The 23,492-nt window shown below is 60.6% G+C and carries 24 protein-coding genes and 1 pseudogene; 14 read left to right on the forward strand and 11 right to left on the reverse strand.

All coding sequences use genetic code 11. From position 1 onward, the window contains the following. Positions 1-62: 62 nt before the first annotated feature. Both R4P65_RS13570 and R4P65_RS13575 read left to right on the forward strand, forming a co-directional pair. Entirely contained in the window at positions 63-1,034 is a 972-nt protein-coding gene (locus R4P65_RS13570) for an alpha/beta hydrolase (RefSeq protein ID WP_317826887.1), read from the forward strand. A 9-nt stretch (positions 1,035-1,043) separates the two neighbouring features. Next, on the forward strand, positions 1,044-2,123 hold the full coding sequence (locus R4P65_RS13575) for a helix-turn-helix domain-containing protein (protein ID WP_317826888.1): 1,080 nt from the start codon (positions 1,044-1,046) through the stop codon (positions 2,121-2,123). A gap of 22 nt (positions 2,124-2,145) precedes the next feature. Here the strand turns inward: R4P65_RS13575 and R4P65_RS13580 are convergent, their stop codons facing one another. Then, positions 2,146-3,045, reverse strand: a complete 900-nt coding sequence (locus R4P65_RS13580; RefSeq protein ID WP_317826889.1) for a LysR family transcriptional regulator — start codon at positions 3,043-3,045, stop codon at positions 2,146-2,148. Positions 3,046-3,186: 141 nt separating this feature from the next. Between R4P65_RS13580 and R4P65_RS13585 the strand changes: the two genes are divergently transcribed. The 4 genes and pseudogenes from R4P65_RS13585 to R4P65_RS13600 form a co-directional block, all read left to right on the forward strand. Next, a complete protein-coding gene (locus R4P65_RS13585; protein WP_317826890.1) occupies positions 3,187-4,599 on the forward strand; it encodes an FAD-binding oxidoreductase in 1,413 nt (470 codons plus the stop codon). A 14-nt stretch (positions 4,600-4,613) separates the two neighbouring features. Next, positions 4,614-5,255: a histidine phosphatase family protein gene (locus R4P65_RS13590; protein ID WP_317826891.1), complete on the forward strand. Its 642-nt coding sequence runs from the start codon at positions 4,614-4,616 to the stop codon at positions 5,253-5,255. Next, entirely contained in the window at positions 5,255-6,439 is a 1,185-nt protein-coding gene (locus R4P65_RS13595) for a winged helix DNA-binding domain-containing protein (RefSeq protein WP_317826892.1), read from the forward strand. Before R4P65_RS13590 ends, R4P65_RS13595 begins: the two co-directional genes overlap by 1 nt. A 15-nt stretch (positions 6,440-6,454) precedes the next feature. Further along, positions 6,455-6,862 (forward strand): annotated as a pseudogene (locus R4P65_RS13600) (SDR family NAD(P)-dependent oxidoreductase); the annotation flags it as partial. A gap of 74 nt (positions 6,863-6,936) precedes the next feature. Here R4P65_RS13600 and R4P65_RS13605 read toward each other — a convergent pair. Then, positions 6,937-7,587 carry a TetR/AcrR family transcriptional regulator gene (locus tag R4P65_RS13605; protein ID WP_317826893.1) on the reverse strand — a complete coding sequence of 217 codons (651 nt, stop codon included), beginning with the start codon at positions 7,585-7,587 and terminating at the stop codon, positions 6,937-6,939. Between the two features lie 304 nt (positions 7,588-7,891). Between R4P65_RS13605 and R4P65_RS13610 the strand changes: the two genes are divergently transcribed. Then, positions 7,892-9,241 carry a lipase family protein gene (locus tag R4P65_RS13610; RefSeq protein WP_317826894.1) on the forward strand — a complete coding sequence of 450 codons (1,350 nt, stop codon included), beginning with the start codon at positions 7,892-7,894 and terminating at the stop codon, positions 9,239-9,241. A gap of 17 nt (positions 9,242-9,258) precedes the next feature. Here R4P65_RS13610 and R4P65_RS13615 read toward each other — a convergent pair whose 3' ends face one another. After that, positions 9,259-9,795: an SIP domain-containing protein gene (locus R4P65_RS13615; RefSeq protein WP_317826895.1), complete on the reverse strand. Its 537-nt coding sequence runs from the start codon at positions 9,793-9,795 to the stop codon at positions 9,259-9,261. Positions 9,796-9,835: 40 nt separating this feature from the next. Here R4P65_RS13615 and R4P65_RS13620 point away from each other — a divergent pair, with 40 nt between their 5' ends. Continuing rightward, the gene (locus R4P65_RS13620; RefSeq protein WP_317826896.1) at positions 9,836-10,171 is read left to right on the forward strand and encodes a helix-turn-helix domain-containing protein; all 336 of its coding nucleotides are present in this window, start codon (positions 9,836-9,838) and stop codon (positions 10,169-10,171) included. Positions 10,172-10,281: 110 nt separating this feature from the next. Here the strand turns inward: R4P65_RS13620 and R4P65_RS13625 are convergent, their stop codons facing one another. After that, on the reverse strand, positions 10,282-10,659 hold the full coding sequence (locus R4P65_RS13625; protein ID WP_317826897.1) for a VOC family protein: 378 nt from the start codon (positions 10,657-10,659) through the stop codon (positions 10,282-10,284). Positions 10,660-10,756: 97 nt separating this feature from the next. On the opposite strand from R4P65_RS13625, the gene R4P65_RS13630 reads away from it, so the two are divergent. From R4P65_RS13630 to R4P65_RS13640, 3 genes are all read left to right on the forward strand, one after another. Then, complete coding sequence (locus tag R4P65_RS13630; RefSeq protein ID WP_317826899.1) at positions 10,757-11,482, forward strand: TetR/AcrR family transcriptional regulator; 726 nt, start codon at positions 10,757-10,759, stop codon at positions 11,480-11,482. 50 nt (positions 11,483-11,532) lie between these two features. After that, positions 11,533-11,952 (forward strand): hypothetical protein, encoded by a 420-nt coding sequence (locus tag R4P65_RS13635; RefSeq protein WP_317826901.1) that lies wholly within the window; start codon positions 11,533-11,535, stop codon positions 11,950-11,952. Between the two features lie 101 nt (positions 11,953-12,053). After that, positions 12,054-12,416 carry a hypothetical protein gene (locus R4P65_RS13640; RefSeq protein ID WP_317826902.1) on the forward strand — a complete coding sequence of 121 codons (363 nt, stop codon included), beginning with the start codon at positions 12,054-12,056 and terminating at the stop codon, positions 12,414-12,416. Between the two features lie 7 nt (positions 12,417-12,423). On the opposite strand, the gene R4P65_RS13645 is transcribed toward R4P65_RS13640, so the two are convergent. Genes R4P65_RS13645 through R4P65_RS13655 form a run of 3 tightly spaced genes read right to left on the reverse strand, consistent with a single transcriptional unit; the run spans position 12,424 to position 15,925 of the window. Then, a complete protein-coding gene (locus tag R4P65_RS13645) occupies positions 12,424-14,061 on the reverse strand; it encodes an AMP-binding protein (RefSeq protein ID WP_411742545.1) in 1,638 nt (545 codons plus the stop codon). A 14-nt stretch (positions 14,062-14,075) separates the two neighbouring features. Further along, the gene (locus tag R4P65_RS13650) at positions 14,076-14,540 is read right to left on the reverse strand and encodes a MaoC family dehydratase (protein WP_317826904.1); all 465 of its coding nucleotides are present in this window, start codon (positions 14,538-14,540) and stop codon (positions 14,076-14,078) included. Between the two features lie 14 nt (positions 14,541-14,554). Then, the gene (locus tag R4P65_RS13655) at positions 14,555-15,925 is read right to left on the reverse strand and encodes an MFS transporter (protein ID WP_230815884.1); all 1,371 of its coding nucleotides are present in this window, start codon (positions 15,923-15,925) and stop codon (positions 14,555-14,557) included. A gap of 219 nt (positions 15,926-16,144) precedes the next feature. Between R4P65_RS13655 and R4P65_RS13660 the strand changes: the two genes are divergently transcribed. Both R4P65_RS13660 and R4P65_RS13665 read left to right on the forward strand, forming a co-directional pair. After that, positions 16,145-16,843, forward strand: a complete 699-nt coding sequence (locus R4P65_RS13660; RefSeq protein ID WP_230815883.1) for a TetR/AcrR family transcriptional regulator — start codon at positions 16,145-16,147, stop codon at positions 16,841-16,843. 116 nt (positions 16,844-16,959) lie between these two features. Continuing rightward, positions 16,960-17,730 carry a PHP domain-containing protein gene (locus R4P65_RS13665; RefSeq protein ID WP_317826905.1) on the forward strand — a complete coding sequence of 257 codons (771 nt, stop codon included), beginning with the start codon at positions 16,960-16,962 and terminating at the stop codon, positions 17,728-17,730. 299 nt (positions 17,731-18,029) lie between these two features. Here R4P65_RS13665 and R4P65_RS13670 read toward each other — a convergent pair whose 3' ends face one another. After that, entirely contained in the window at positions 18,030-18,557 is a 528-nt protein-coding gene (locus tag R4P65_RS13670; RefSeq protein WP_317826906.1) for a CinA family protein, read from the reverse strand. Between the two features lie 709 nt (positions 18,558-19,266). Beyond that, entirely contained in the window at positions 19,267-20,415 is a 1,149-nt protein-coding gene (locus tag R4P65_RS13675; RefSeq protein WP_317826907.1) for a glutamate--cysteine ligase, read from the reverse strand. Between the two features lie 159 nt (positions 20,416-20,574). Here R4P65_RS13675 and R4P65_RS13680 point away from each other — a divergent pair, with 159 nt between their 5' ends. After that, entirely contained in the window at positions 20,575-20,880 is a 306-nt protein-coding gene (locus R4P65_RS13680; protein WP_317826908.1) for a hypothetical protein, read from the forward strand. Between the two features lie 57 nt (positions 20,881-20,937). Here R4P65_RS13680 and R4P65_RS13685 read toward each other — a convergent pair whose 3' ends face one another. Further along, positions 20,938-21,207: a Rho termination factor N-terminal domain-containing protein gene (locus tag R4P65_RS13685; protein WP_317826909.1), complete on the reverse strand. Its 270-nt coding sequence runs from the start codon at positions 21,205-21,207 to the stop codon at positions 20,938-20,940. Positions 21,208-21,294: 87 nt separating this feature from the next. Then, the gene (locus R4P65_RS13690; RefSeq protein ID WP_317826910.1) at positions 21,295-23,463 is read right to left on the reverse strand and encodes a catalase; all 2,169 of its coding nucleotides are present in this window, start codon (positions 23,461-23,463) and stop codon (positions 21,295-21,297) included. Positions 23,464-23,492 lie beyond the last annotated feature (29 nt).

The raw sequence follows: 23,492 nt of genomic DNA on the forward strand, positions 1-23,492 counted from the left end.
ACTCTCCGATTTCCTACAAGCCACTGGTGACGTAGGCCACATTCAGGCTCGATGATGAGTGCATGACAACCTTCCCCACTCTCGACCCCGAACTCGCCGCAGCACTCACCATGCTCCCGAAGGTGGACTTCGCTGACCTCCCCAACGCACGGGCCACCTACGATGCTCTGGTCGGCACCATGTTGGCCGACCTGTCATTCGACGGAGTCACGCTTCGTGAACTGTCCGCTCCTGGTCTGGACGGCGATCCGGAAGTCACGATTCGTTTCTTCACCCCGGACAACACCGCCGGTGCTGTCCCCGTTCTGCTCTGGATCCATGGCGGCGGATTCGCAATCGGCACCGCAGAGTCCAGCGATCCATTTTGTGTCGAGGTAGCGCGCGAACTCGGATTCGCCGTTGCAAACGTCGAGTACCGCCTCGCCCCCGAAACCCCCTTCCCCGGCCCCGTCAACGACTGCTACGCCGCACTCCTCTACATCCACGCCCACGCCGAGGAGCTGGGAGTCGATCCCAGCCGCATCGCAGTAGGAGGGCAGAGCGCAGGCGGTGGACTGGCCGCAGGCACTGTCCTCAAAGCCCGAGACGAGGGCGTTGTGCCCGTGGCATTCCAATTCCTCGAAATCCCTGAACTCGACGACCGTCTGGCGACGGTCTCGATGACGAACTTCGTCGACACCCCCTTGTGGCACCGCCCCAACGCCATCCTGTCGTGGAAGTACTATCTCGGCGAGTCGTATTCCGGTCCCGAAGATCCTGACGTCTCCATCTACGCTGCACCGTCCCGGGCCACCGACCTCACAGGTCTGCCGCCGACCTATCTGTCCACCATGGAACTCGATCCGCTCCGCGACGAAGGAATCGACTACGCCCTTCGGCTGCTGCAAGCGGGAGTCAGCGTCGAATTGCACTCCTTCCCCGGAACCTTTCACGGGTCGGCACTGGTCGCGACCGCAGCGGTCAGCGAAAGGGGTGCCGTCGAAGCCCTCACTGCGCTCCGGAGAGGGTTGCGTTGGCTGTCGCCAGTCTCGTAGCGTTGCGAGATGCAAGGACTGATGTACCGGCTTGCCGAGCTCGATGCAGACTCGGCAGGCCTGGTACGTGTCATCGACTACTTCGACGCCCTCGTGCGGCACGGCTCCGACACCGCATCTTTGCTTCGCGCGAGCGCGCAGTTGGCGGACTGCGTTGTGGGTATCGAAATCGTGGAACACGGTAGAAGCAAGAAGAATTTGCGCCGTTGTGACCCCCGCGGCCGATGGTCACCCGAACCCCAGTTCCCTCCGAGCATGGCCAGGGACATCACTGTAGACGACGAAGTTCTCGGGAGAGTATGGATCGAGCGTCCTGGTGCGCACTTGCCGCTCGACGAAATGCTCGTCGACCGGTTGGCCCTGACCGCAGCGATAATCCTGCAACCCCGACGCTTGCCTACCGAAGCCGAGCACACTCGAAATCTGTTGTTCCCGATGGATGAACTTGCGGTGCTCACCTCCTGTGCCGGTCTCGGTATCGAACCCCATACACCAGTCCGTGTAGTGGCAACCAAGGCAGTCTCAGACACAGCCGACGGCACTGCACACCTTGTTATTTCCCAAGATTGCACACCTGGCAAAGCCGCTGGGATAGAAGCTGACGGCGAGTATCTGAATCTCGTGGCGGGTTCGTTCGCACCGACACCCGAGCTGTCCGACGCAGCGCTGTCGTCATCCATTCGCGCCGGAATATCTTTGACTGCTTCGGCTTCCGAAGTGAACACAATACTCAGCACTGCACGATTCGCCCGCGCACAGGCGTCAGCAACAACACCGATCGTGAACGCCGACGATCTCGGCGCCCTCAACCTCCTGGCGCCGGGATCACACATCGATCACTCACGAATACCAGATCTAGTTCTTGCCAAAGAGATCGGCAACACCAAACAAGGATTAGAACTACTCGAAACCTTGAGGGCATACCTGCAATCCGGAACATTGAGGGCCGCAGCCGATGCCATGCATCTTCATCACAGCAGCGTCGCGCACCGATTGTCGAAGCTGTCCCAGCACGTCGGATTCCACGTCGACACCATCGAGAACCGTGCACGCACAACGGCCATGATGCTGGTCCTCGATGGCGGATAGGCCCCACCCCGCATCACATGCGCTACGCAGTCGTCGACGATCTTTCGCGTTCAGCGAGCGCAACAAACGGTGCAAGCGCCGGATTCGGATTATCCGGGCGGTAGGTCACTGCAACGTCGAGAGTTGGTTGCTCACCAGCGATCTCACATAGATGGACGCCTGGGATTCGGAGCATCCGTGCCCTGCCCTGGGGAATCGGCGCAATACCCACCCCGTCCGAGACGGCATGTAGTACCTGCTCGTCGTCGGCCTCAAATCGAACGATGCTAGGCGCCCCGTTAGGCCAAAGTTGTTCGAGCGTACGCGAATACATTCCGGGAGCATTGGCCTCGGGCCAGAACACAACGGGGACGTCCACCAGATCTCCGAGTTCGACTGTCGCTCGGCCCCCGAATGGATGATCCGCGGGAACCGCAACCAGTATCGGTTCCGTATCTAGGACGATCAGGGGAAGTTCGCGATCGCCGTCATCGAGTGGCGGGCGCACAACCGCGATGTCTACCGCTCCGTTTCGGACGAGATCAACTGTCTGCGCTGAAGTGCCACGATGGACGACGACCTCCACGCCCGGGTACAGCTTTCGATAGGTGCTGACCAGATCCGCGACTGCGCCGCCTGCCCACGAGCGGGTGTACGCAATGCGCAGTTCCCCATCCACACCGCGCGCAGCCAACCGAATTCGTTCGACCGCACGGTCTGCACACCCGAGCAAAAAGCGCGCCTCTCGTACCGCCACTCGGCCGGCGGCGGTGAAGGTGAACTGCGGACCACGACGATCCACCAACGGCACTCCGAGTTCGCGCTCGAGAACCTTGATCTGCTGACTGAGCGCCGATTGCGCCACGTGGACGTTCGCGGCGGCGCGAGTGAAGCTGCCGTGATCCGACAGAGCGATCAGATAGCGGGCACGCTGCAGGTTCATACGGCGATTATAAGAAGAACAGATGGAGGTGTCACTACTTGGTCTTGGACAGGGCATCACCTGAGGTCGGAGGATCGAGTTCACGGTGCTCCACCACTTGTCCCCCGAAAAATTGTCACCCGAACGATCACAAGGTTGCATATGAACCCCCGAACACTCGTCGAACCTCGCGAACCTGGAACGGACGCGAGACTCCTCGATGCCATCGCGGAGATCGTCGGCGAAACGCACGTCCTCGCCGATCCCGAACTGATCGAGGGCTACACACGCGACTGGACGGGACGTTGGATCGGCGACGCGATCGCGGTCATTCGACCGGGCAACACTTCCGAAGTGTCTGCGGTGCTTCGAGCCTGTTTCGACGCGGGGGTTCCCGTCACACCTCAAGGCGGAAACACCGGACTGGTCGGCGGTGGAATCGCCTCGGCTGGGTCCGTGGTGCTGAGTACCAGACGTCTCGAGACGATCGAATCCGTCGATCCTATCGGCCGGACAATCGCGGCCGGCGCCGGTGTGACCGTTGCTCGCGCCGACCTTGCCGCCTCTGCACACGGACTCCGATTCGGAATCGACTTGGCATCAAAGGAATCCGCGACACTGGGCGGCATCGTCGCGACCAATGCCGGTGGTACACGCATGGTCCGATACGGAAATACACGGGCGCAGATCCTCGGCATCGAGGCAGTACTCGCCGACGGTTCCGTCTTGAGCAGGTGGACGCCACTCGTCAAGGACAACGTCGGTTACGACATTCCAGGCCTCCTTGCCGGTAGCGAGGGAACTCTCGCCGTCATCACCAAAGTCTTGATGAAGCTGGTCACCCCCGCGACCGACACCCAGGTCGTGCTCGCCGGTGTGCGCGACGTCGATCAAGCGCTTCATTTGTGTAATCGCGTGCGCCAGGGCGGATTGACCGTCGAAGCCGCCGAGATCATGACCGACGACGGCATCGCCCTCGTCTGCGCTCACACCGATGCCCGACGTCCGTTCGGCACCCCTTCACCGATGTACACACTGATCGAGGTTTCGTCGCCGCGCGAGACGGAAGAGTCGCTCCTGGAAGTTCTCTCCGCCTCTGCCGATCTCATCGAGGACGCGACAGTCGAGCCAGGTCCGGCCCGGAAGCTGTGGACCCTGAGAGAGAGCCACACCGAAAGCATCAGCGCATCGTCGACGACTCCGGTGGTCAAACTCGACATCTCCGTCCCCCTGTCCGTGATGGGTATGTTCATCGAAAGCCTCCGAGAGACGCTGGCCGATCGTTTCCCCCTCGTCCGGCCAATCCTGTTCGGGCACTTCGCCGACGGAAACATTCATGTGAACCTCCTGGACGCCGAGCCGAGGGTCGCCGACGAACTGACCGATACGGTGTTCCGACTCGTCGCTGCCCACCATGGAAGCATCAGCGCCGAGCACGGGATAGGTCGCGCGAAGTCGCCGTGGATATCGCTCGGGCGCACTGAGACCGACATCGCCGCAATGCAGTTGATCAAATCGTCCTGGGATCCACGTGGAATCCTCAATCCTGGAATACTGTTGCCGGAAAAGGTGTAAGCAGAAGGGGTCTCGTGCAGGATCTTTACGTCGTCACTCATCCTCATGCCGAACACACCGCGCAGGATGTGGTCGGAGGCTGGCACAATTCGGTTCTCACGCCTGCCGGCCGGTGTGATGCCGAATTGATCGCCGAAGAGTTGAAGCGTCGACGCACAGGCACTTCGGACCCGATCCGCATCACCTCGTCCGACCTCGAACGGTGCTCTGAGACATCCGCAATCATCGCCCGGACACTCGATGCTCCGGCGACGACAGACTCTCGATTGCGCGAAATCAGCTTCGGAGAAGCCGAAGGGCGCTCGAACTCGTGGCTTGCCCAGCGGCAGGTACCGGCTCCCGACAACAACCGCCTCGATCACCGTGGCCCCGTTGCCGGTACCGAGACCCGCCGCGAAATCGCGTCGAGGGTCGGCGAATGCGTTCACGAATTGATGACCGACCTCGACCACGATCACATCGTCGTAACACACGGCTTTGCACACACATTCGTCGTCGCCGCCTGGTTGCAGATCCCCGTCGAAGCCACAGGGTTTGCAACCTTCGCGACCACCCCGGGTGCAATCACCCATCTCCAACACGACAACTACTGGCGCAACCGCACCCTCGCGCAACTAGCTGATACGACGCACCTGGACTGTGGCACGATGTCCTGATGCGACATGTCTCCGACGACGAACGCCGTGCACGCATAGGAGTACGTCATGCGCTGGCGCCTTCGTTCCGTGTCGATTCTCCGGAAGGTGCGGCCAAGGCCATGACGGTGCTTCACGCCACCGAGTCGGCGACGGTCTACCTGTCTTGCTGGGCGAGGGTGCGGTCGTTGGACGCCGCCGACGTCGACTGCGCCCTGTACGAGCAGCGAAGCCTCGTGAAGCAATTGGCAATGCGCCGCACACTCTTCACTTTTCCCCGAGACTTGCTACCTGCCGCGTGGTCGAGTGCGTCCGTCCGCGTCGCGAACACCGAGCGCGCCAGAATGTCCAAGGACGTAGTCAAAGCCGGACTCGCCGTCGACGGCAACGACTGGCTCGATCGCGCACGCTCCGAGGTACTGTCACTGCTCGCCGATGCACCTGAAGGGCTTTCAGCAGTCGACGTCCGTCAGGCAGTGCCGATGATCGATGTGAAGGTCGAGGGTTCGGCAGGTGAAATCTGGTCGGCGCCGAGGGTTCTCACTCATCTGGGCGCCACCGCAGACGTCATGCGCGGCACCAACACCGGACGCTTCCCCGTCTCACGCCCACTGTGGACTCTCACTCGATACTGGCTCGACGACGCCCCCGTCGCTCTCGAATCTGCAGACGGATACCGAGAAATAGTCCGACGCTGGCTCTACACCTTCGGGCCGGGGACGGAGGACGACATCGTCTGGTGGTTGGGCTCGACGAAGACGGTCGTCCGGGCTGCCCTCGCCGAACTCGATGCCGTTGCAGTCACACTCGATGGCGGTGGCACAGGCTGGTTGCTGCCGAACGACGTCGCGGAGGTGGTGGATCCAGGTCCTTGGGTGGCACTCCTACCGGTGCTCGACCCGACGATCATGGGATGGAAGGGCCGCGACTTCTATCTCGGACCGCACCGCAACCAACTCTTCGACACCCGCGGCAACGCCGGTACCACCGCATGGGTCGATGGTCGCGTCGTAGGGTGCTGGATCCAAGACGAAACCGGTGCGGTGCACGTTCGATTGCTCGAGACCGTGTCAGAGCCTGCGCGACGTTCTCTCGATGCCGAGGCGGCGCGCCTGACCGAGTGGCTCGGTGGCGTCAGAATCGGCACCGGATATGTCTCACAGGCCATGAAGCAAGCGGCTGGAATTGCTGCAGCCACGCCTTGAACGGTCACGACGAACCTCCTCGGGACAATTCGCTTGGTCGGCCAGTTCATCCCGCATCTGTTGACGAAGCCCAGCGCCACTATCGTCACTGTCTCATCCGCTGTCGGCTTCGTCCCGCTACCCATCACGTCCACGTACAACGCCACGAAAGCTGCTGTTCATCTCTTCACTGAGAGCATGCGCGCACAACTCGCCGATACTTCGATCCAGTGCATCGATCTCATCCCACCGGGAGTCCGCACTACGCTGATGGGCCAGGAGAACTCGGAATCTTCCCTACCCCTTGATGATTACGTCGCAGAAACCCTTGCTCTGTTGAAGGCTGACAACAACGCCACAGAGATCGTGGTCGAGGCCGCCAAGCCGCTTCGTCATGCCGAGATGAACGGTGAGTACCAGAACGTCCTGAAGATGCTCAGCTGACGGTACCGAATTGACACCCGCCGCAACGCTGGAGAGGGCCGGATCACCCTCTCCCACACAAGCGATTTCAACAGTCAACCCTCTTGATCGCCACTCCGGAGCCCACGAACTGCGTGATCGATGATCGACCGCACTGTGTTGTCGTCGATACTCGAGTGCCCGACCAACATCCGGTAGATCAACGGCCCGAAGAACAGATCGATCGCTTCCTCGGTCTCGATGTCTTCACGGAAGTAGCCGGAATTCACACATCGCCGAATCAGTTCGGCGAAGCCTCGACGACGTTCGTCGAGGAAGAAAGTACGGAAGTATGCCGCCGTCGTCGGATCGTTGGCACACGCACCGACAAGTTCGGCAAAGATCGAACCGAGTGGACCCCGGTAGAACTCTCCGATGTCACCCAGATAGTCGTTCAAATCGGCTTGCGCACTATCGGTCTCAGGAAATGTCAGATGACGAGCCATGAGCACACCGAATGCTTCAGCAGCGATCGCCTGCCGCGACGGCCAGTGCCGATACAGAGTCACCTTGCTGACGCCCGAGTGTTCGGAGATCGCATCGATGGTCGCAGCCTTCATGCCACCGGACTTCAAAAGAGATTCCGCCGATCGGAGGGCCTTCTCGTGGGCCACCTCACTACGTGTACCGCTCGGAGGAGTGAGCAATCCCGTCTCGGCATCACCCGGGCCGCGAGACACATCGCCACCGGGAGCGCACTTACCCATGTCTACCCCTTTGTCCTTCAATACCTTGCAGCACAGAGCATTTCCCGACACCAGACGCCCCTGAACGGCTATGGGCGACCCAAGGCAGCAGTTCGACGCGATAGCTACTAGTCGTATCGTACACATGACGCCCTGGACTGAATCATCCAGAAACCGGTGACGATCTCAATCCCATTGCATCCATAAGTGATCCAAAGAGGCAAGACACACTCTCTCGTTTATTACTCAAAAGTAAGATAGCGTGTGTTCGTCATCACAGCAGTTCGTCAAGCGTCGAAGGAAATACGACATCGAAGGGTCGATCGTGACAACAAGGATTCTCTTTCGTGGAGTGGTGGCGCTGACCGCCATTGCACTCACAGGCATCACAGCACCTACTGTCGCCGCGCAACCGTCGGCGGATTCCTTCTACCAGTACGACGGTTCGGCACCGCTGTCGACGTATCCGCCTGGGGCCGTTCTCAAAACGAGAACCTTGCCCTATCACGTCGTCAACATTCCTACCCCATTACAGGCCGTGCAGGTGTTGTACCGGTCGACCGACGCTCTCGGCCGGCCGTCTGCGAATGTCACATCGATTCTTCGACCGCCCAATGCCCAGCCGGACAAAGTTGTCTCGTTCCAGTCGGCTTACGATTCACTGAACCCGGAAGACGGTCCGTCACGAGCTATCGCTGGGGACACCCTGATCGGCGGCCTGACCACCAGCGGACGCAATGTCGCCTTCGGCGGGACTCTCGCTTCCGGCGAAGCGGTCATGTTCGGTCCCCTACTGGCGCTGGGGTACACCGTCGTCATTCCCGACACCGAAGGGCCGAACGCAGACTTCGCTGCGGGACCCGAATACGGAATGATGACTCTCGACTCTCTTCGCGCCGCCCGGAATACTCCCGAGACAGGTATTGCCGAATCAGCCGAGATCGGCCTGATGGGATACTCGGGCGGAGCAATCGCCACCAACTGGGCGTCCATCCTCGCTCCTGACTACGCCCCGGAGATCAACGAGGACCTGATCGGCGCCGCCCAAGGTGGACTGTTGGTCAACCCCGCAAACAACCTCCGGTACGCAAACGGAAGCATCGGTTGGGCAGGCGTTGTCGGGATGGCAGTCGTCGGACTTGCCCGTGCCTACGAGATAGATTTCGATCCGTATCTCGGCGATCGGGGACGCGAACTCCTACCTCGCATCGAGGATGCCTCGATCGGGAACGTCATCCTGCAGTACCCGGGGGTGACCTGGCAGGACCTTGCCAAACCAGAGTATGCGAACCCCAACTCGGTGCCCGAGTACGTCGACGTCGCCAATAAGATCAACATGGGCAACGCGCCGATACCCACCATCCCGATGTTCATCGCTCAAGCCGCAAACGGAGCCCTCGAGGGCACCCAGCCAGGTGGACCGGGCGTCGGCCCTGGCGACGGAGTCATGGTTGCCGGGGACGTCCGTTCACTCGCTACTCGCTATTGCGCCGCAGGTTTGTCCATCCAGTACGACCAGTACGACACCATCAGTCACGTTCCGGGTGGCGCGCTGTGGCTCCCCGGCGCCATCACCTGGCTCAACGACCGTTTCAACGGGGATCCGGCGCCGGACAACTGCTCGAACATCGCACCGGGCAATTCCCTGGTGCCGGAAGTACACGCGGCGGGTTGAAGAATCCAACAGTCGCGTCAGATTCCGATTGCCAGATCGTCGATATCCGCAAGTGTGCCGCCGCTTTCGAGGATGCTCGTGTAGTTCCGAAGTCGATTCTGATAGATCTCGGTGGTGCTGACTCCACGCTTCCAGTAACCGAAGACAACCACGTCATCCTTCGCCAGGCCGACTGTCTCACGGAAATGCGCTCGGATGGCCCGCATCTGGTCCAGTTCCCTTGCTCCCCACACCGCGAACGCCTCGGTGTCATCGGTAGCGACCCAACCGACGCCGGTCAGACCCTCGGGCCGCTGAAGCCGAATCAGCACGACGTCGAAGGTCATCGAACCGCTCGACGCGTCGAAGGTGCGCACCGCGTAGATACGAGAAACGTCGTCGTACCGCGGACCTAGCTGGTTGCGGAATGCGACGTTGGGACGCAACCAGTTCGGGTCGTCCGCCGACGAAGTCAACTGGACGGTGATGCGCAGGATGCTCTCGGTCGGGCGTTCGACTCGTTCGACGACGGGGCGAGGGAGGTAGTCATCGATTTCGCCTGATCGGGGTTTCACTTCTAGACGGGTAGCTGGCTGACAGGTCTAGCGGTATTTCGTGGAGGAAACCGGCCTCACCTTCACTCGGTGGCGCCTTCGAACACGGATCGCCGCCTCGTCGGAGTACCTGAAACAGAACCGCGAGATCGGTTGGATAGCAAAAGAATTCGGCTCCGAAACGGGCAGTGGATTCACCCGCGCCTTCCGGGCGCGGACGGGAGAGAGCGCGAGCGACTATCACCGACGGGTTCACTGCTGCTACTGCTCGGCTCCCGTGCCGCGAACGGGTCGACCGTATCTGCCGACGTCCTCGGAGCTATCCAGTTCTCCCCACACACGAATTGGCACTGTTGCACACATTCGTTGCCGCGTACACACCCGTGCGGCCCCGTGACCACAACAGCACCGCGGTCTTCTATATCATCGCCACCGACCCTCTCGCGCACCCAACTCCAACTCGGGATTGCACCCGGCACGGCGGACCGAGCCGAGCACTCGGGTTCTTCACACCCACTGAACGAGTTGCCACACGATTCCGTTGGGGTCGACGAACTGGCAGTAACGCTCACCCCACGGTTCGGTCTCCGGCCCGGTGACAACGGAGGCACCTTCGGCGGCGATTCGGGCAAACTCGGCGTCGAGGTCATCGACCACGAATGCGATGAGCATGCCCTGGCCGGCTGGACCTGCGACGAAGTCGGGCTTGAACGTCCCGAGGCCGGTGCGCAGGAACACCACGTTGACCCCGGCATCCGGATGATTCAGGGAAACGAAGCCGTCGTCGGCCATGGCCTCGGTGAAACCGAAATGGGTTTTCGCAAAGCGCGCCGACGCGTCGGTGTCGGCAACGTTCAAGGACAGAGCAGTGCTGGTGATTTTCATCGTGGCCTCCATGATCATAAACCTTATGCAGTGAATACAGTATGCACCGTATAAGGTATATCACGGTTGAGATATTCCCGATTCTTGGAGATGACTGATGGCACGCGAACTGATCGACCTACTCTGGCGCGATCACCCCCTCGCGCCGAAGGGTGGCGCCCGCGGCCCGCGTGCGAAGGTCACGACCTCGCAGGCGGTCGACGCTGCGCTCGCCCTCGCAGATACCGAGGGGCTCGACGCCGTGACCGTGCGTCGCCTCGCCACCGACCTCGGCATCTCGGGAATGGCGCTGTACACCCACGTCGGATCCCGCGACGATCTGCTGGTGCTGATGGTCGACGCCGTACACGGAAACAACCCACGCCTGCCGTACGCAAACTTGACCTGGCGCCAACGTGTGCGCCAGGTCGCTGTGGAAGAACTTGCCCTCTATGCGGAGCATTGGTGGCTCCTCGACATCACCGACCAGCGCACCGCGTTAGGTCCGGGCACCATCGCGAAATACGACCACGAACTTCATGCCTTCGACGGCGCGGGACTGACCGACATCGACCGGGACTCCGCGCTGACATTCGTGGCCGACTTCGCCCGATCCTCGGCGCAAGCGCGGCGCCCCGACCCTCGCGCAGCCGACATGGCCGAGGTGTGGTCGTCCTGGAACCAGCGTCTGGCCGCATACCTCGACGACGACTTCCCGTTGGCGCAGCGAGTCGGCGGCGCGGCCGGCGAGGCCAAGAACACCCCGTACAGCCCCGAGGCGGCGTGGGAGTTCGGACTGGACCGGGTCCTGGACGCCCTAGAGGGCCTTGTTCACATAGAGTGACCAGCTCACATCGAATGACCAGTTCACTTCGAATAACATTCTTGCGATTCGTGGGCGAGAATATGTCCGTGCTGCGCTTCGGTTGGTCTCGACGGTCTGGTGGCAACCCCTCATTGTTCGATCCGCGAGAGCTGTTGCACGCCTACGAGAATCGATCGACCCGAGAGGTACGAGATTCAGGTGAGCTTCTGATCGAGATCCCGCTGAGCGACGCGAGCATCTTGGAGATCACCATCCTCGATCCCTCCGCGGACTGGATCGAGCCCCGAGTACGAGGGCTCTGCAGTTCGCTGGACGAGATCGACCGACGAGCCCAACGCATCCTCCGCGGGGGATTCAGCATCGGCTGGATCGAACTCGAATCAGAGCGACACGGCATCATCGACTACTGGGAAACCGGGGTGAACAACGAGTACCCCGTCGCCATCGTGTGGAACGGAAATTCCTGGGAAGAAGCGACGACCTGCTAGCCCCGAATTCAGCGGCATATATCCGCCAAGACGGGGTAGACGAGTAGATACCAACGGCTCATCGACCGAGCTCATCAACTCAACTCCTGCGGTGGTGAAAAATGTTTCTCAGCGACCAGTCGATCCGTCGCCGCACCCGCCGTTTCGGAGCAGCGCTGACGCCTTCTCACAAGTGGCCTCCCCCGACCGAAACACAGCGCGTCGCGCGCTGGAGTGAAAGATCGGAGATGCTCGGTGCGCTGTCGGTGCTTCTGTTCTGGGCTTTCGGCTTCGGCATCCTGCTGGGCGCCGGCGCGATTACAACAGGAATCTTCGCGCTCCGACGTCACCCGAGGAAGTCTGGCGGGCATTTGCTCTCGAATGCCCGCCAGCTGCCCTGGGATGCAATAGTCGGCCTCTTCACCGGATTCATCGGTCTTGCGCTGAGCGGATGGTTCTTCGTGGTGGTCCTACCCAACATGTAGGCGTCTGCTAGCCAAGGCCGTTCGCGTCCGTGGCCAATGTTCGGAGTTCACGTCGGAGGATCTTGCCGGTAGTGGTGAGCGGCAAGCTGTCGATGAACGTGATCTCCCTGGGGTACTGGTAGAAAGCAAGGCGGCTTTTCACGTGGGTCTGCAACTCCTGGCGAAGCTCTTCCGAAGAGTTCGTACCTTCGGACAGAACGACAAAAGCGTGAACAGCTTCCCCGCGCAACGGATCCGGAACACCGATGACGCCGGCCATGGCTACCTCGTCATGCGAGAGCAGGCACTCTTCGATCTCTCCGGGGCCGATGCGGTACCCCGCGGACGAAATGACGTCATCGGCACGCCCCTGGTACCAGAAGTTCCCCGCTTCATCGGTCCGACCCAGATCACCGGTATGAATCCACCCGTCGTAGACCTTTTCATCAGTCTTCAACGGTTGGTTCCAATAGCCGAGGAACTGTCCGGGGTTGCCTGCCTTCACACAGATCTCGCCTACCTGCCCCACCTCGACCGGCTCGCCGAGCGGATCGAGGAGGGTGACGTCGAAACCCGGAAAAGCGCGACCCATCGAGCCGCTGGCGGGACTCCACTTCGACCGCGACGTGCCGATGGTCAGATTCATTTCTGTCTGCCCGTAAAACTCGTTGACAGCCACGCCGAGCGTGCTCGCAACCCATGCCTGCAGCGCGTCACCGAGCGCCTCGCCACCAGTTCCCAATGCCCGCAACTGAATACCACGCGCCGCAGTCTTGTCGACACCGATGCTTCGCATCTGCTTGAGCGCAGTGGGCGGAATGAAGGCGCCCGTCACCTTGTGGCGGCTCAGAACCTCGACCGCACGCAACGGCGTGAATTTGTCGGGCGTCGCAACAACAGGGCATCCCAACGCAAGAGCAGGAAAGAGAACGTCGAACAGACCACCGATCCAGGCCCAGTCTGCAGGTGTCCAGAAGACATCTCCCCGCTGCGGCGCATTGTCGAATGCCGTCCGCATACCGGGCATGTGCGCCAAGAGAATTCGATGCCCGTGGAGGGCGCCTTTCGGATTCCCCGTCGTTCCCGAGGTATAGATGATGATGGCGTGTGAATCGGGGCCTGTCGCTGCCAGTTCACTACTTTCCGCGGCGGCGTCGATGAGGCCGTGGAAATCGAGGAGTCGCGCGGGCCTCGAATCGGAGGGCTGATCCGTCTTTCCGACGACGATCACGGCTTCGAGGCCGGGGATCTCACCTATTCCGTCGGCAACTCGTTCGTAACAGTCCTTGTCGACCACAAGCACTTTCGCACCGGAGTCACGCATTCGATGTACTAGCGCGTCCGACCCGAACTTGACCGAAAGCGGAACGGTGACCATTCCGGATCGGAAGGCGCCCAGATGTGTCGCGAGGACCTCGATCCCCTGTGGGACCATCACACCGACGCGATCCCCTGAGACAAGGCCGAGATCCGCAAGCACGGTTGCGAACTTTCGGCTTGTCGTAGCGACTTCGCCGAATGTGTACCGACTCCAGTGTCCACCGGTGTCTACGACGAGGGCTAGATCATCTGGATTCTGCACATCGACACATGCGTGCGCGATGTTGAATTGCTCTGGCACAGTCCATTCGAAGTGTTCTGCTTCGAGATCCTGCCACCATGACATATGCGGCCGAGAACTCACCGAGCACCCACTTCGAGGTCGAGGAAATGGGTCTCGCCTACCAGGAAAGAGAATTCGCCGGAGAAAACAAGGTCTCCGTCTTGGTTGACGAGTGAGCCTTTCGACGTCACGATCGCGGTCTCACCGTCCGAGCGAGGGCGCACCGACAGCACTTCCGACACCGCATGCACCGAGTCGCCGAGATAGGTCGGCCGGTGGAACCTGACGTGGTCGAGCCCATAGAAGCACTGCAGGTAACGGGGATCCAACTCCACCAGGCCGAGCAAGGTGGACAACATGAGAGCACCGTGGGCGATCTGTCGACCGAAGCGCGTCCGCTGCGCGTAGTCGGGGTCGAGGTGAAGAGGATGGCGGTCCCAGGTGAGGTCGGCGAAACTTCGCACATAGTCTTCGGTGACGACTCGCGGGTCTGTTACCGCAATGTCTCCGATAGAGATCTCTTCGAAACTCTTTGTGATCATTGAAGTTTCCTCTATTAGTTGACAGCCGTTGAGCGTTGATCGACCGGCGGCAGATACGCCCCGTTGTCATCGATGTACATGTCGCGACTTCCTTCGTCGAGATCGGTGTCACGGACGAAGTAGACGCTGATCAGCGAAATAACCGACAGGGCAGCGATATACACAGCGACCGCGAACGATCCACCTGTCGCGCGAACCAACATGGCCGCGACCATCGGTGCGATTGCGCCACCCAAGAGAACACCGATCTGGAAAGCGATGGACGCCGCGCTGTAGCGCACCCGCGCATCGAACAATTCGGCGATGAACGTCGCCTGCGGTCCGTACGAAATGCTGAGCATGAAGGCGCCGACGGCCAATGCGCCTGTGGTGATCCAGAAGTTGCCGGTATCTATCGCGGCGAAGGCAACGAAGACCCAGAGACCCATGCCGGTGATGCCGACCATCAGGATCCGGCGTCGGCCAAATTTCTCGGACAGTTGACCGAAGATCGGAATGAAGATGACTGCAACGAGTGCGGACACCATGACCGCTCCGAGCATGAGGTTTCCGGACAGCAGATCGAACTGGTCGGCGTAGGTCAGGCTGTAGGTGTTGAGGATGTAGAAGTAAGCGCCCGTGCTGATCATCGAACCTGCGGCAAGAATGATCTGACGAGGATAGTTCTTGAACGCGTCGACCATCGGAATCTTGACCGCGGTGTTCTGCTGCTTTACGCGTGCGAATGCGGGAGTCTCTTCCAACGCGGTGCGAATGTAAAGTCCCACGGCGACCAACGCGATACTCAGCAGGAAGGGAATTCTCCATCCCCACACCAGGAATTGGTCTCCGGTGAGCGCCTTGGTGCCGAACATGACGGCCGTCGCCAGCAGAAGACCGGCCGGCACACCGACCTGCGGCATGCTGCCGTAGAAGCCTCGGCGATTCTTGGGTGCGTATTCCACAGCAGTCAGAACTGCGCCACCCCACTCACCGCCGACACCGAAGCCTTGGATCAGCCTCAGCACAACAAGAAGAATCGGGGCCCACACACCGATCTGATTGGACGTCGGAAGGACGCCGACCAGGAATGTTGCGGCTCCCATCAGAAGAAGTGCAAGAACCAAGACCTTCTTGCGTCCGATACGGTCCCCGAAGTGGCCCATCACAACACCGCCGAGTGGCCGCGCTAGAAAGCCGACCGCGAAGGTAGCGAAGGAGAGAATCGTCGCCAGAGCGGGATCTGCGCCCGAAAAGAACAGCGGCGCAAAGACCAAAGCGGCGGAGGCACCGTAGATCTGAAAGTCGTACCACTCGATCGTGGTGCCGACCAGAACTGATCCGGCCACCCGCCGCAGGGCGGGCCTGTCGACAGTTGCGGGAGATGGGGGATTCGCGTCGTTCATGTCATTGCTCCTTGTATGGAGTGCCCTGTTAGCTCTCGCACCGAGAGGGAGGCTCGACAAGCACACTATGCAGTGACCCAGGGCACAGTCAAGCTTTTTTCAATCGATCGATTGATTATTTGAGATGCAATTTGCCAGTATATGAGCAGCTATCAATCGAATGATTGACCGTCGTTCGATTTCGGCGGCGATGCTAGCATGATTGGGCAACCAAACGAAATGAGGATCATGGACCTGGGGCGCGTTCAACGGGCGGCAGTCACGCTGTTCGCGACGAAAGGGTTCGCCGCCACGGGCATTCGTGAACTCGGAGCAGAAGCCGGCATCAACTCGGCAACGCTCTATCACTATGTCGGCAGCAAAGAGTCACTGTTGGCTTCGATCATTCGGTCGTGCCTCGACGAGCTGACACAGTCGGGAGAGCGGGCGATGCGCCGCAGCGCCGATCCCGTAGTCCAGCTCGCCGGCCTGGTGTCGTCACACGTCGGCATTACCGCCGTCAACCAACTGACTGCCCGCGTCGCCGAGTACGAGATGCGCGGGTTGACCGGCGACAACCGCATCGAGTTGCAGACGCTGCGCGACGAGTACGAGCTTCTTTTCGGACAGGTCCTCGAACGCGGCCAACGCGTGGGCGCCTTTGACATCGAAGATCTGGCATTGAGCCGACTCGCAATACTCGAGATGTGTACCGGGGTCGCGCACTGGTACCGGCCCGGTGGGCGTCTCGAGTTGGAAGATGTACAGCGATTCTTCGTCAGCACCACCTGCAAGCTTCTGTCGGTTCCTGCCGAAGAATTGCACGGTGTGGAGTTCATTCACGACGTCCGAAAGCTGGACAGCGAACCCGAGACTCAGTCGTCCGAGATTTGGGGAAGCACTGCACAGAGCGATTTCGCGCGCCAGTCCGAGCTGTAATCAGGCCAGAACGCCCGGGCTCTGATACGAACTGAACATGCAACTACCCGCGGACAGTCATGTTCACAGCGAGTGGTCGTGGGATACCGGCGGGCCAATCCGACGCTTCCGGGCGAATGCAACAGACTTGCGCGCGTGCCGAAGCAATCGGATTGCCCGCGTTGGTGTTCACCGAGCATCTCGACTTCGATGCTCGTTGGCGCACAACCGCCGCAGATCTGATGCCCCATCAACATCACCTGTTGAGCACCAACGGCTACGTCCGCGCACCCATCCTCGACCTCGACGGCTATCTCGACAGCATCGAACAATGCCGACACCGTTTTCCTCAATTGCGAATTCTCACCGGAGTCGAGTTCGGACAACCGCACCTGCACGAAGCGCAAGCGGCGCAATTCCTCGATCTCGGCGGCATCGACCGAGTATTGGGTTCCTTGCACACGCTCGAAGTCGGCGGCGATCGGAGTGAACCGAACACTTTGTTCCGAATTTGGGGCGCTGACGAGGTGATCTGGGCGTACCTCGAAGAGATTCCGTGCATGGTAGCGGGTTCCCGCGCCTTCGAAGTGTTCACCCACATCGACTACGCGGTGCGCGCATGGCCGACCGAAAGCGCCGGACCTTTCGATCCCCGCCGATTCGAAGACGGATTCCGAAATGCCATGCGCGCCATCGCCGACAGCGGCCGAGCCCTCGAGATGAACACCCGTCGGCTGTGGCCCTGGATACCGCAGTGGTGGAGCGAAGAGGGAGGCAAAGCGGTGACATTCGGAAGCGATGCCCATGTGCCCGAAACTCTAGCGGCGAACTTCCCGGAAGCGACAGCGATGCTCGAGCACTACGGATTCCGTTCAGGTAGGAGGCCCGAAGACTATTGGACTCGCTGATCGACAGGATCCGCCAGACCGATATTTCCGTGAACAAAGGTTGTCGGAGGCGGATCTACCCGCAATAGTCGATGTATGGATCGGTACAAGATCACGATGCCCGACGGCTCCTCGACCGAGGAACCTTTCGACTCCGACAAGGAAGCAATCACTTGCGCAGTGGATGCCAACCGCGGAGTCAGCAAGAACCTCGTAGTCGAGAAGTACACGGCCGACGGTCATCTGGTTCCAACCTCTCAGGCACCTGCGAAATATAAAGGTCATCACAGGAAGAACCGTTCGAAGAGTTGAATACTCGACTAGTTCACAACTCTCGAGCTCGCTGTGTCGCGGCCGGATGCGTGACGCAGAAGTAGTTGGATCGCGTGCTCGACAGTTGCTCTCAGGACGACTTCGGGGGCACCTGAGAACACCTGCTTCTCCGTGTCAGCGGTCCCATGGTCGACGACCCCGAACCACACAGTTCCAGGTGGATCGTTCTCCTGTGTATCCGGTCCGGCTTCGCCGGTGACGGCCAGCGTCAAGGTCGCGCCCATCAGCGTGGCAGTGCTGTGTGCCATGACCAGGGCAGCCTCCTCACAGACCACTGGCCCGTCCGGAACATGAAGTAGGGAATGCTTGACCGCTCGGGTGTACGCGACGATCCCGCCACAAAACCACGATCCGGCGTTCGGTGCCTTCCCCAGGTGCGCGGCGATATTCCCGGCAGTCAGCGATTCCGCGGTAGCGACTGTCAGGTCGCGCTCCTCGACCAAGGTAGCGAGCCGAATGCACAGCGCATCGAGGTCCTTGTCCGACGGAAGCGCGGGGCGTGGATCGTCATTCATATGTTGTCCCTCCGGCCATCTGATCGACACAGGATGGCCGATGCAGCAAACATCACGTCCGACGCACCGACGTGAACGCGTAACACGATTGATCTGTCAGATCATCACGTTTTCCTGTCTTCGCTCCTCCCTACGCCGGTTTGATGTGCCGGCCCCACTCCGCTTTCACTGGAAGCCGATTCAGTCGTCTCCGCGGCGGGTTGCTCGTCTGCAGGGGATGCAGTTCGTCCACCAGGAGTCTCTTCCGCCGGTGGTGCCTTGAACTCAGAATCGACGACAGGTTCGCCGGCCCCTCCCGTATTCGGTCCACCAGAACTCTCGGCCTCCTTGAAGGCCGACTTCTTTGCGGCCTCCTGACGTCCGTCGTACGGCGGCACAGCCGGTTCGGATGCGGTGGGCTCGGCGGGAGTTGTCGCGGTTCCTTTTACCCCCGAAATCGTCTCCTCGTCGTCGAACGAGCCGGAAGGCCGATCTACCGGACCGCCTCCAGGTTCATTCGAGCCCGTACCTCGGGAGCCCGGCGCTCCGCGCGCAGACTGAGGTTCTTCGGACGCCCGTTCGCCAGATTCGTTTTTCATGACTAACCCTTCGCCAGTATGCAACTCGCGACACGACCTACAGACGGGATGATCTCTGCACGGGAGGAGTCGACAAGTCCTCATTTCCAGTGAACTCGGCACAAAATTGGAAGTCAACGCCTCCCCGTTGCCTACATCTCACTGCTCCCGTGCGAACTGCACCCTTCGAAAGTGCGTCGGGCGCACTCGTCGATCACATCAGCCACCCGTGACCGGCGGGCGAGTTGCCGGCGCTGCACGATCGCTCCGTTTCCGTTGCTGAAGACCTTGTCCAAGGAAGCCGTGACCTGCTCGAACTCTCCGAATGCGGTCAGCGCAGGTTCAACATGATCCACCAATCGCCGAACTGCCTGGTGGGCGGTCAGCAAGCGCACGGATTCCACGTCCAGCGACCTCCCGTCGAGTCCGTCGCGTGCCGCCCGCCAGCAAGCCGCCCGGAGTAGTTCGTGATCCACAGCGGGCGCCGCCTCACCTTTGGTGATCGCGGCGGATGCGGTGCCGACAAGGGCCTGCACCAGCGTGGCGAGAGTCAGCGTCTCCTCGACGGTGGCGGGCACGTCGCTGATCCGAACCTCCACGGTGGGAAGGTGATCCGACATGCGCACGTCCCAATAGACCATGTGCGGATCGAGAATGACCCCTGTCTCCAGCATCGCTGCAACAGCATCTTCGTAGTGCCCCACAGACTCGAAGTACGGTGGCGGGCCCGAACTGGGCCATCTGCCGAACAGGACGTAACGCCAACTCGCATAGCCGGTATCGCGTCCACCGCTGATCGGGGAGTTCGCCGTCAACGCCAGCAAGGTCGGTAACCACGGGCGCAGATGATTGACGATCTGGACCGATCGTTCTCGATCTTCCACACCCACATGAATGTGGCAGCCACACATCACACCTTCGGTGATCGCACCGAATTGACCGGCCATCCGCTGATATCGCGACTTCTGAGTGATCTCGTCGACCGGCGGATCGTAGAACGGTGTCCCGACTGCAATGAGCTGACAACCCACGCGAGCAGCAGCGTCGGCGGTGAGGGCACGAGATTCACAGAGTTGATCACGAAGATCACGAATATGACTTCCGATCGAAGTGGACGTCTCCACCTGACAACGCGTGAGTTCGAGTTGCAGCGAGATACCGAGTTCTCGCCCGGCAGATGCAACTTCGACGTTGCGCGGACTGGGATGCCCAGTCCGCGGATCGCAGAGCAGAAACTCCTCCTCCACACCGAGAGTCGGTGTACCTACGGAGAATAGGTCGGGATTCGGCTTCGCATTCATAGGCCTTCCTCGCACCGGTTTCCTGCACATCCGATACGTCGAGCGTACGACGTTCTCCGTCTTTCGGCACTACTCCATCCGTTTCATCCAAGCGTCGATGGGGTAGTTGCCCTGTGAAGCGACCACAAGCGAAGAATCTCAGGTCTTCACGAGTTCAGGATGGAGTGCGCCGTGACCAACACGAGCGGGAGTTCACCGGTAGATGACGAACACACCAATCGATCGCACGTCGGGGAGGCAATCAGCGACGGCCGCAACTATCCCGGATATCTGCTGATCGGGCTGGGCCTGGCCACGCTCGGATTGACCTTGGTGGCAGCGGGTTACGGATTTCGCGGATGGTCGATCATTGCCGGCGTCGTCTGCGTGGTGTCCTTCATCGTCGGGACAGCGGTCATCTTGATGGAACACCGTCGGGTCAAACGACTGGAAGGTCAGGAACTCTTCGATCAAGAAGGTCATTGAACCGAACGCTCGAGTCGTATTCCGCACAAGCAGAATACGACTCGAGCAGAATGACGCTCAGTGATTTCGGAGTTTCTCGATCAGCTCACCCTTGTTCAGTTTCGAATACCCGTGCAGATCGAGTTCCTTGGCGCGTTCTTTCATCTCGTCGACCGTCCACTCCTCGTACGGTGAGGATTGACCACCGGACTTGGCGACGTTCGACCGCCCTCGATTGGCGGCCGCATTGGAGATTCGGGCCGCCTTCTCCTTGGAATCGCCGTTCTCGCGTCGCTCTTCGTAGAGTTCTTGATCCTTGAGTTGAGGTTGTGAGTCCTTGCGAGCCACTATTTCGTCCCTTCCCTCGTCTTCACTCCGGCGGTGTGGCCGAACTGCCGATTCGGCCACACCGCAAGTTCGAACGTACGCCGGCACTCAGGATGTGGGCGGCACCTCGAAACGCCCCCACACGCGGTGCGTCTTCAGAAGCTGAGCCAGCGAGGCCAGGGCCCCTTCCGCGTCCGCATCGACCACGACTCCCAATGCAGACTCGTCGATACCGGCGGCAGCCAGCGCACTCATGCTCTCACCCCAACCACCAATTGCCTTGCTGTGACGATACATTTCGTTCAGCAGAGTCTCCACCCGTGGATCCAACTTGCCCTCGCCGATCCGAGAAACGTCGCCGCTCAGCAGAATTGCATCGAATTCGATCGAACGAGCGGTGAGGTAAGTCCGCTGCACTGTCACCGCGTCGTCACCGTCCCCGATGGTTCCGCCGTGCGGGCCGAGTATCAGCGGCACCATACCGGCGTCAAAGATCTTGTCTCGAACGGCGGCAACCGTTTCGAGGTCGGAGTTCTCGTCGACCAGTAGTGCGATGATCCTTCCGTCTACCGGCCATTCCCCACCAACCTGGGACAGCGCAGGGCTGAGCTCCGGATCACTCAACGGCTCCGTCGGTTCGGGAACCGGAAGGCCAAGCCCCCCTGCGACGATCGACACGAGACCCGCGTCGATGTTCGCCAAGATCCCCAGATTCCGGGTCTTGATGTTCTCCTCGTAGCACTTGCCCAATTCGAAGGTATACGCCTGCGCGACGTGCTCCTGTTCGACAGGGGAGAGACTGCGATAGAAGAGTCGAGCTTGCGAGAAGTGATCGTCGAACGATGCCGGCGCCTGCCTTACCTTTCGCCCTGAAACTTCCTCGGGCACCTCGATATAGGCCGCGCTGTCCGCCGAGGCCAAGAACGGGCACCCACCGTCCAACGAATTGGGATGGTACGGCGCGACTCCGGTATGCACACCGTCCTGATGGAAGCCGTCGCGAAGCATGTCGTTGACAGGCGCGTGAGGACGGTTGATCGGAATCTGGTCGAAGTTGGGGCCACCGAGTCGCGTGATCTGGGTGTCGAGGTACGAGAACAAACGCGCCTGCAGGAGACGATCGTTGGTGATGTCGACGCCCGGAACCAAGTGACCCGGATGGAATGCAACCTGCTCGGTCTCGGCGAAAAAGTTCGTCGGATTGGCGTCGAGTGTCATCGTTCCGATGACCTGAACCGGCGCGAGTTCTTCGGGCACGATCTTGGTGGGATCCAATAGATCTATGCCTTCGAACATTTCGTCTTCGGTATCAGGGAACACCTGCACGCCCAGATCCCAGGACGGATATGCGCCCGCCTCGATGGCGTCGGCAAGATCGCGTCGATGGAAATCCGGATCCACACCGCCGGCGATCTGCGCTTCCTCCCACACGAGTGAATGCACTCCGGCGGCCGGCTTCCAGTGGAATTTCACCAAATTCGTCTTACCGTCGGCGTTCACGAGCCTGAATGTGTGAATGCCGAAGCCCTCCATCATGCGATAGGAGCGCGGGATGCCTCGATCGGACATGTTCCACAGTGTGTGCGCGGTGGCCTCGGTGTGTAGCGACACGAAGTCCCAGAAGGTGTCGTGAGCGCTCTGTGCCTGCGGAATCTCGCGGTCCGGGTGGGGTTTCGCGGCATGGATGACGTCAGGGAATTTGATGCCGTCCTGGATGAAGAACACCGGGATGTTGTTGCCCACCAGATCGAAGACACCTTCGTCGGTGTAGAACTTGGTGGCGAACCCGCGTGTGTCACGGACGGTGTCCGCCGAACCGCGTGAACCCAGAACCGTCGAGAACCGCACGAATACGGGGGTTCGGGCACCTGAAGCGAAAACCGAAGCTTTACAGATGTTTTCGGCTGCACCGTTTGCCAGGAACGTACCGTGTGCGGCCGCGCCGCGAGCGTGGACGACTCGCTCCGGAATTCGCTCGTGATCGAAATGTGTGATCTTCTCACGAAGGTGGTGGTCTTGAAGAAGAGTCGGTCCTCGCTCACCCGCAGTGAGTGAGTGGTCGGTCTCGTAGAGTCGTGTACCGGTTGCGGTGGTGAGGTACTCACCCCGCTGGCCGCGACCGTTTCCCTTCACCTTCCCCTCGGCACCCGCTACCGTACGCACTTCCGGTTGCCTCTGGTCGTCCTTGGGAGGCAACGGCTGTCGCGGCTTTACCGGCTCTGTCAGGTCCGGCGTTCTCGGGGCCGGTGCACCTGGGACGGACTGGGATGAAGGCATCGAACAGCTCCTCTTGATCGTGTTGCTGG

It is taken from the genome of Rhodococcus sp. IEGM 1318 (assembly GCF_033142465.1).
Lineage (GTDB): Bacteria > Actinomycetota > Actinomycetes > Mycobacteriales > Mycobacteriaceae > Rhodococcus_F > Rhodococcus_F qingshengii_B.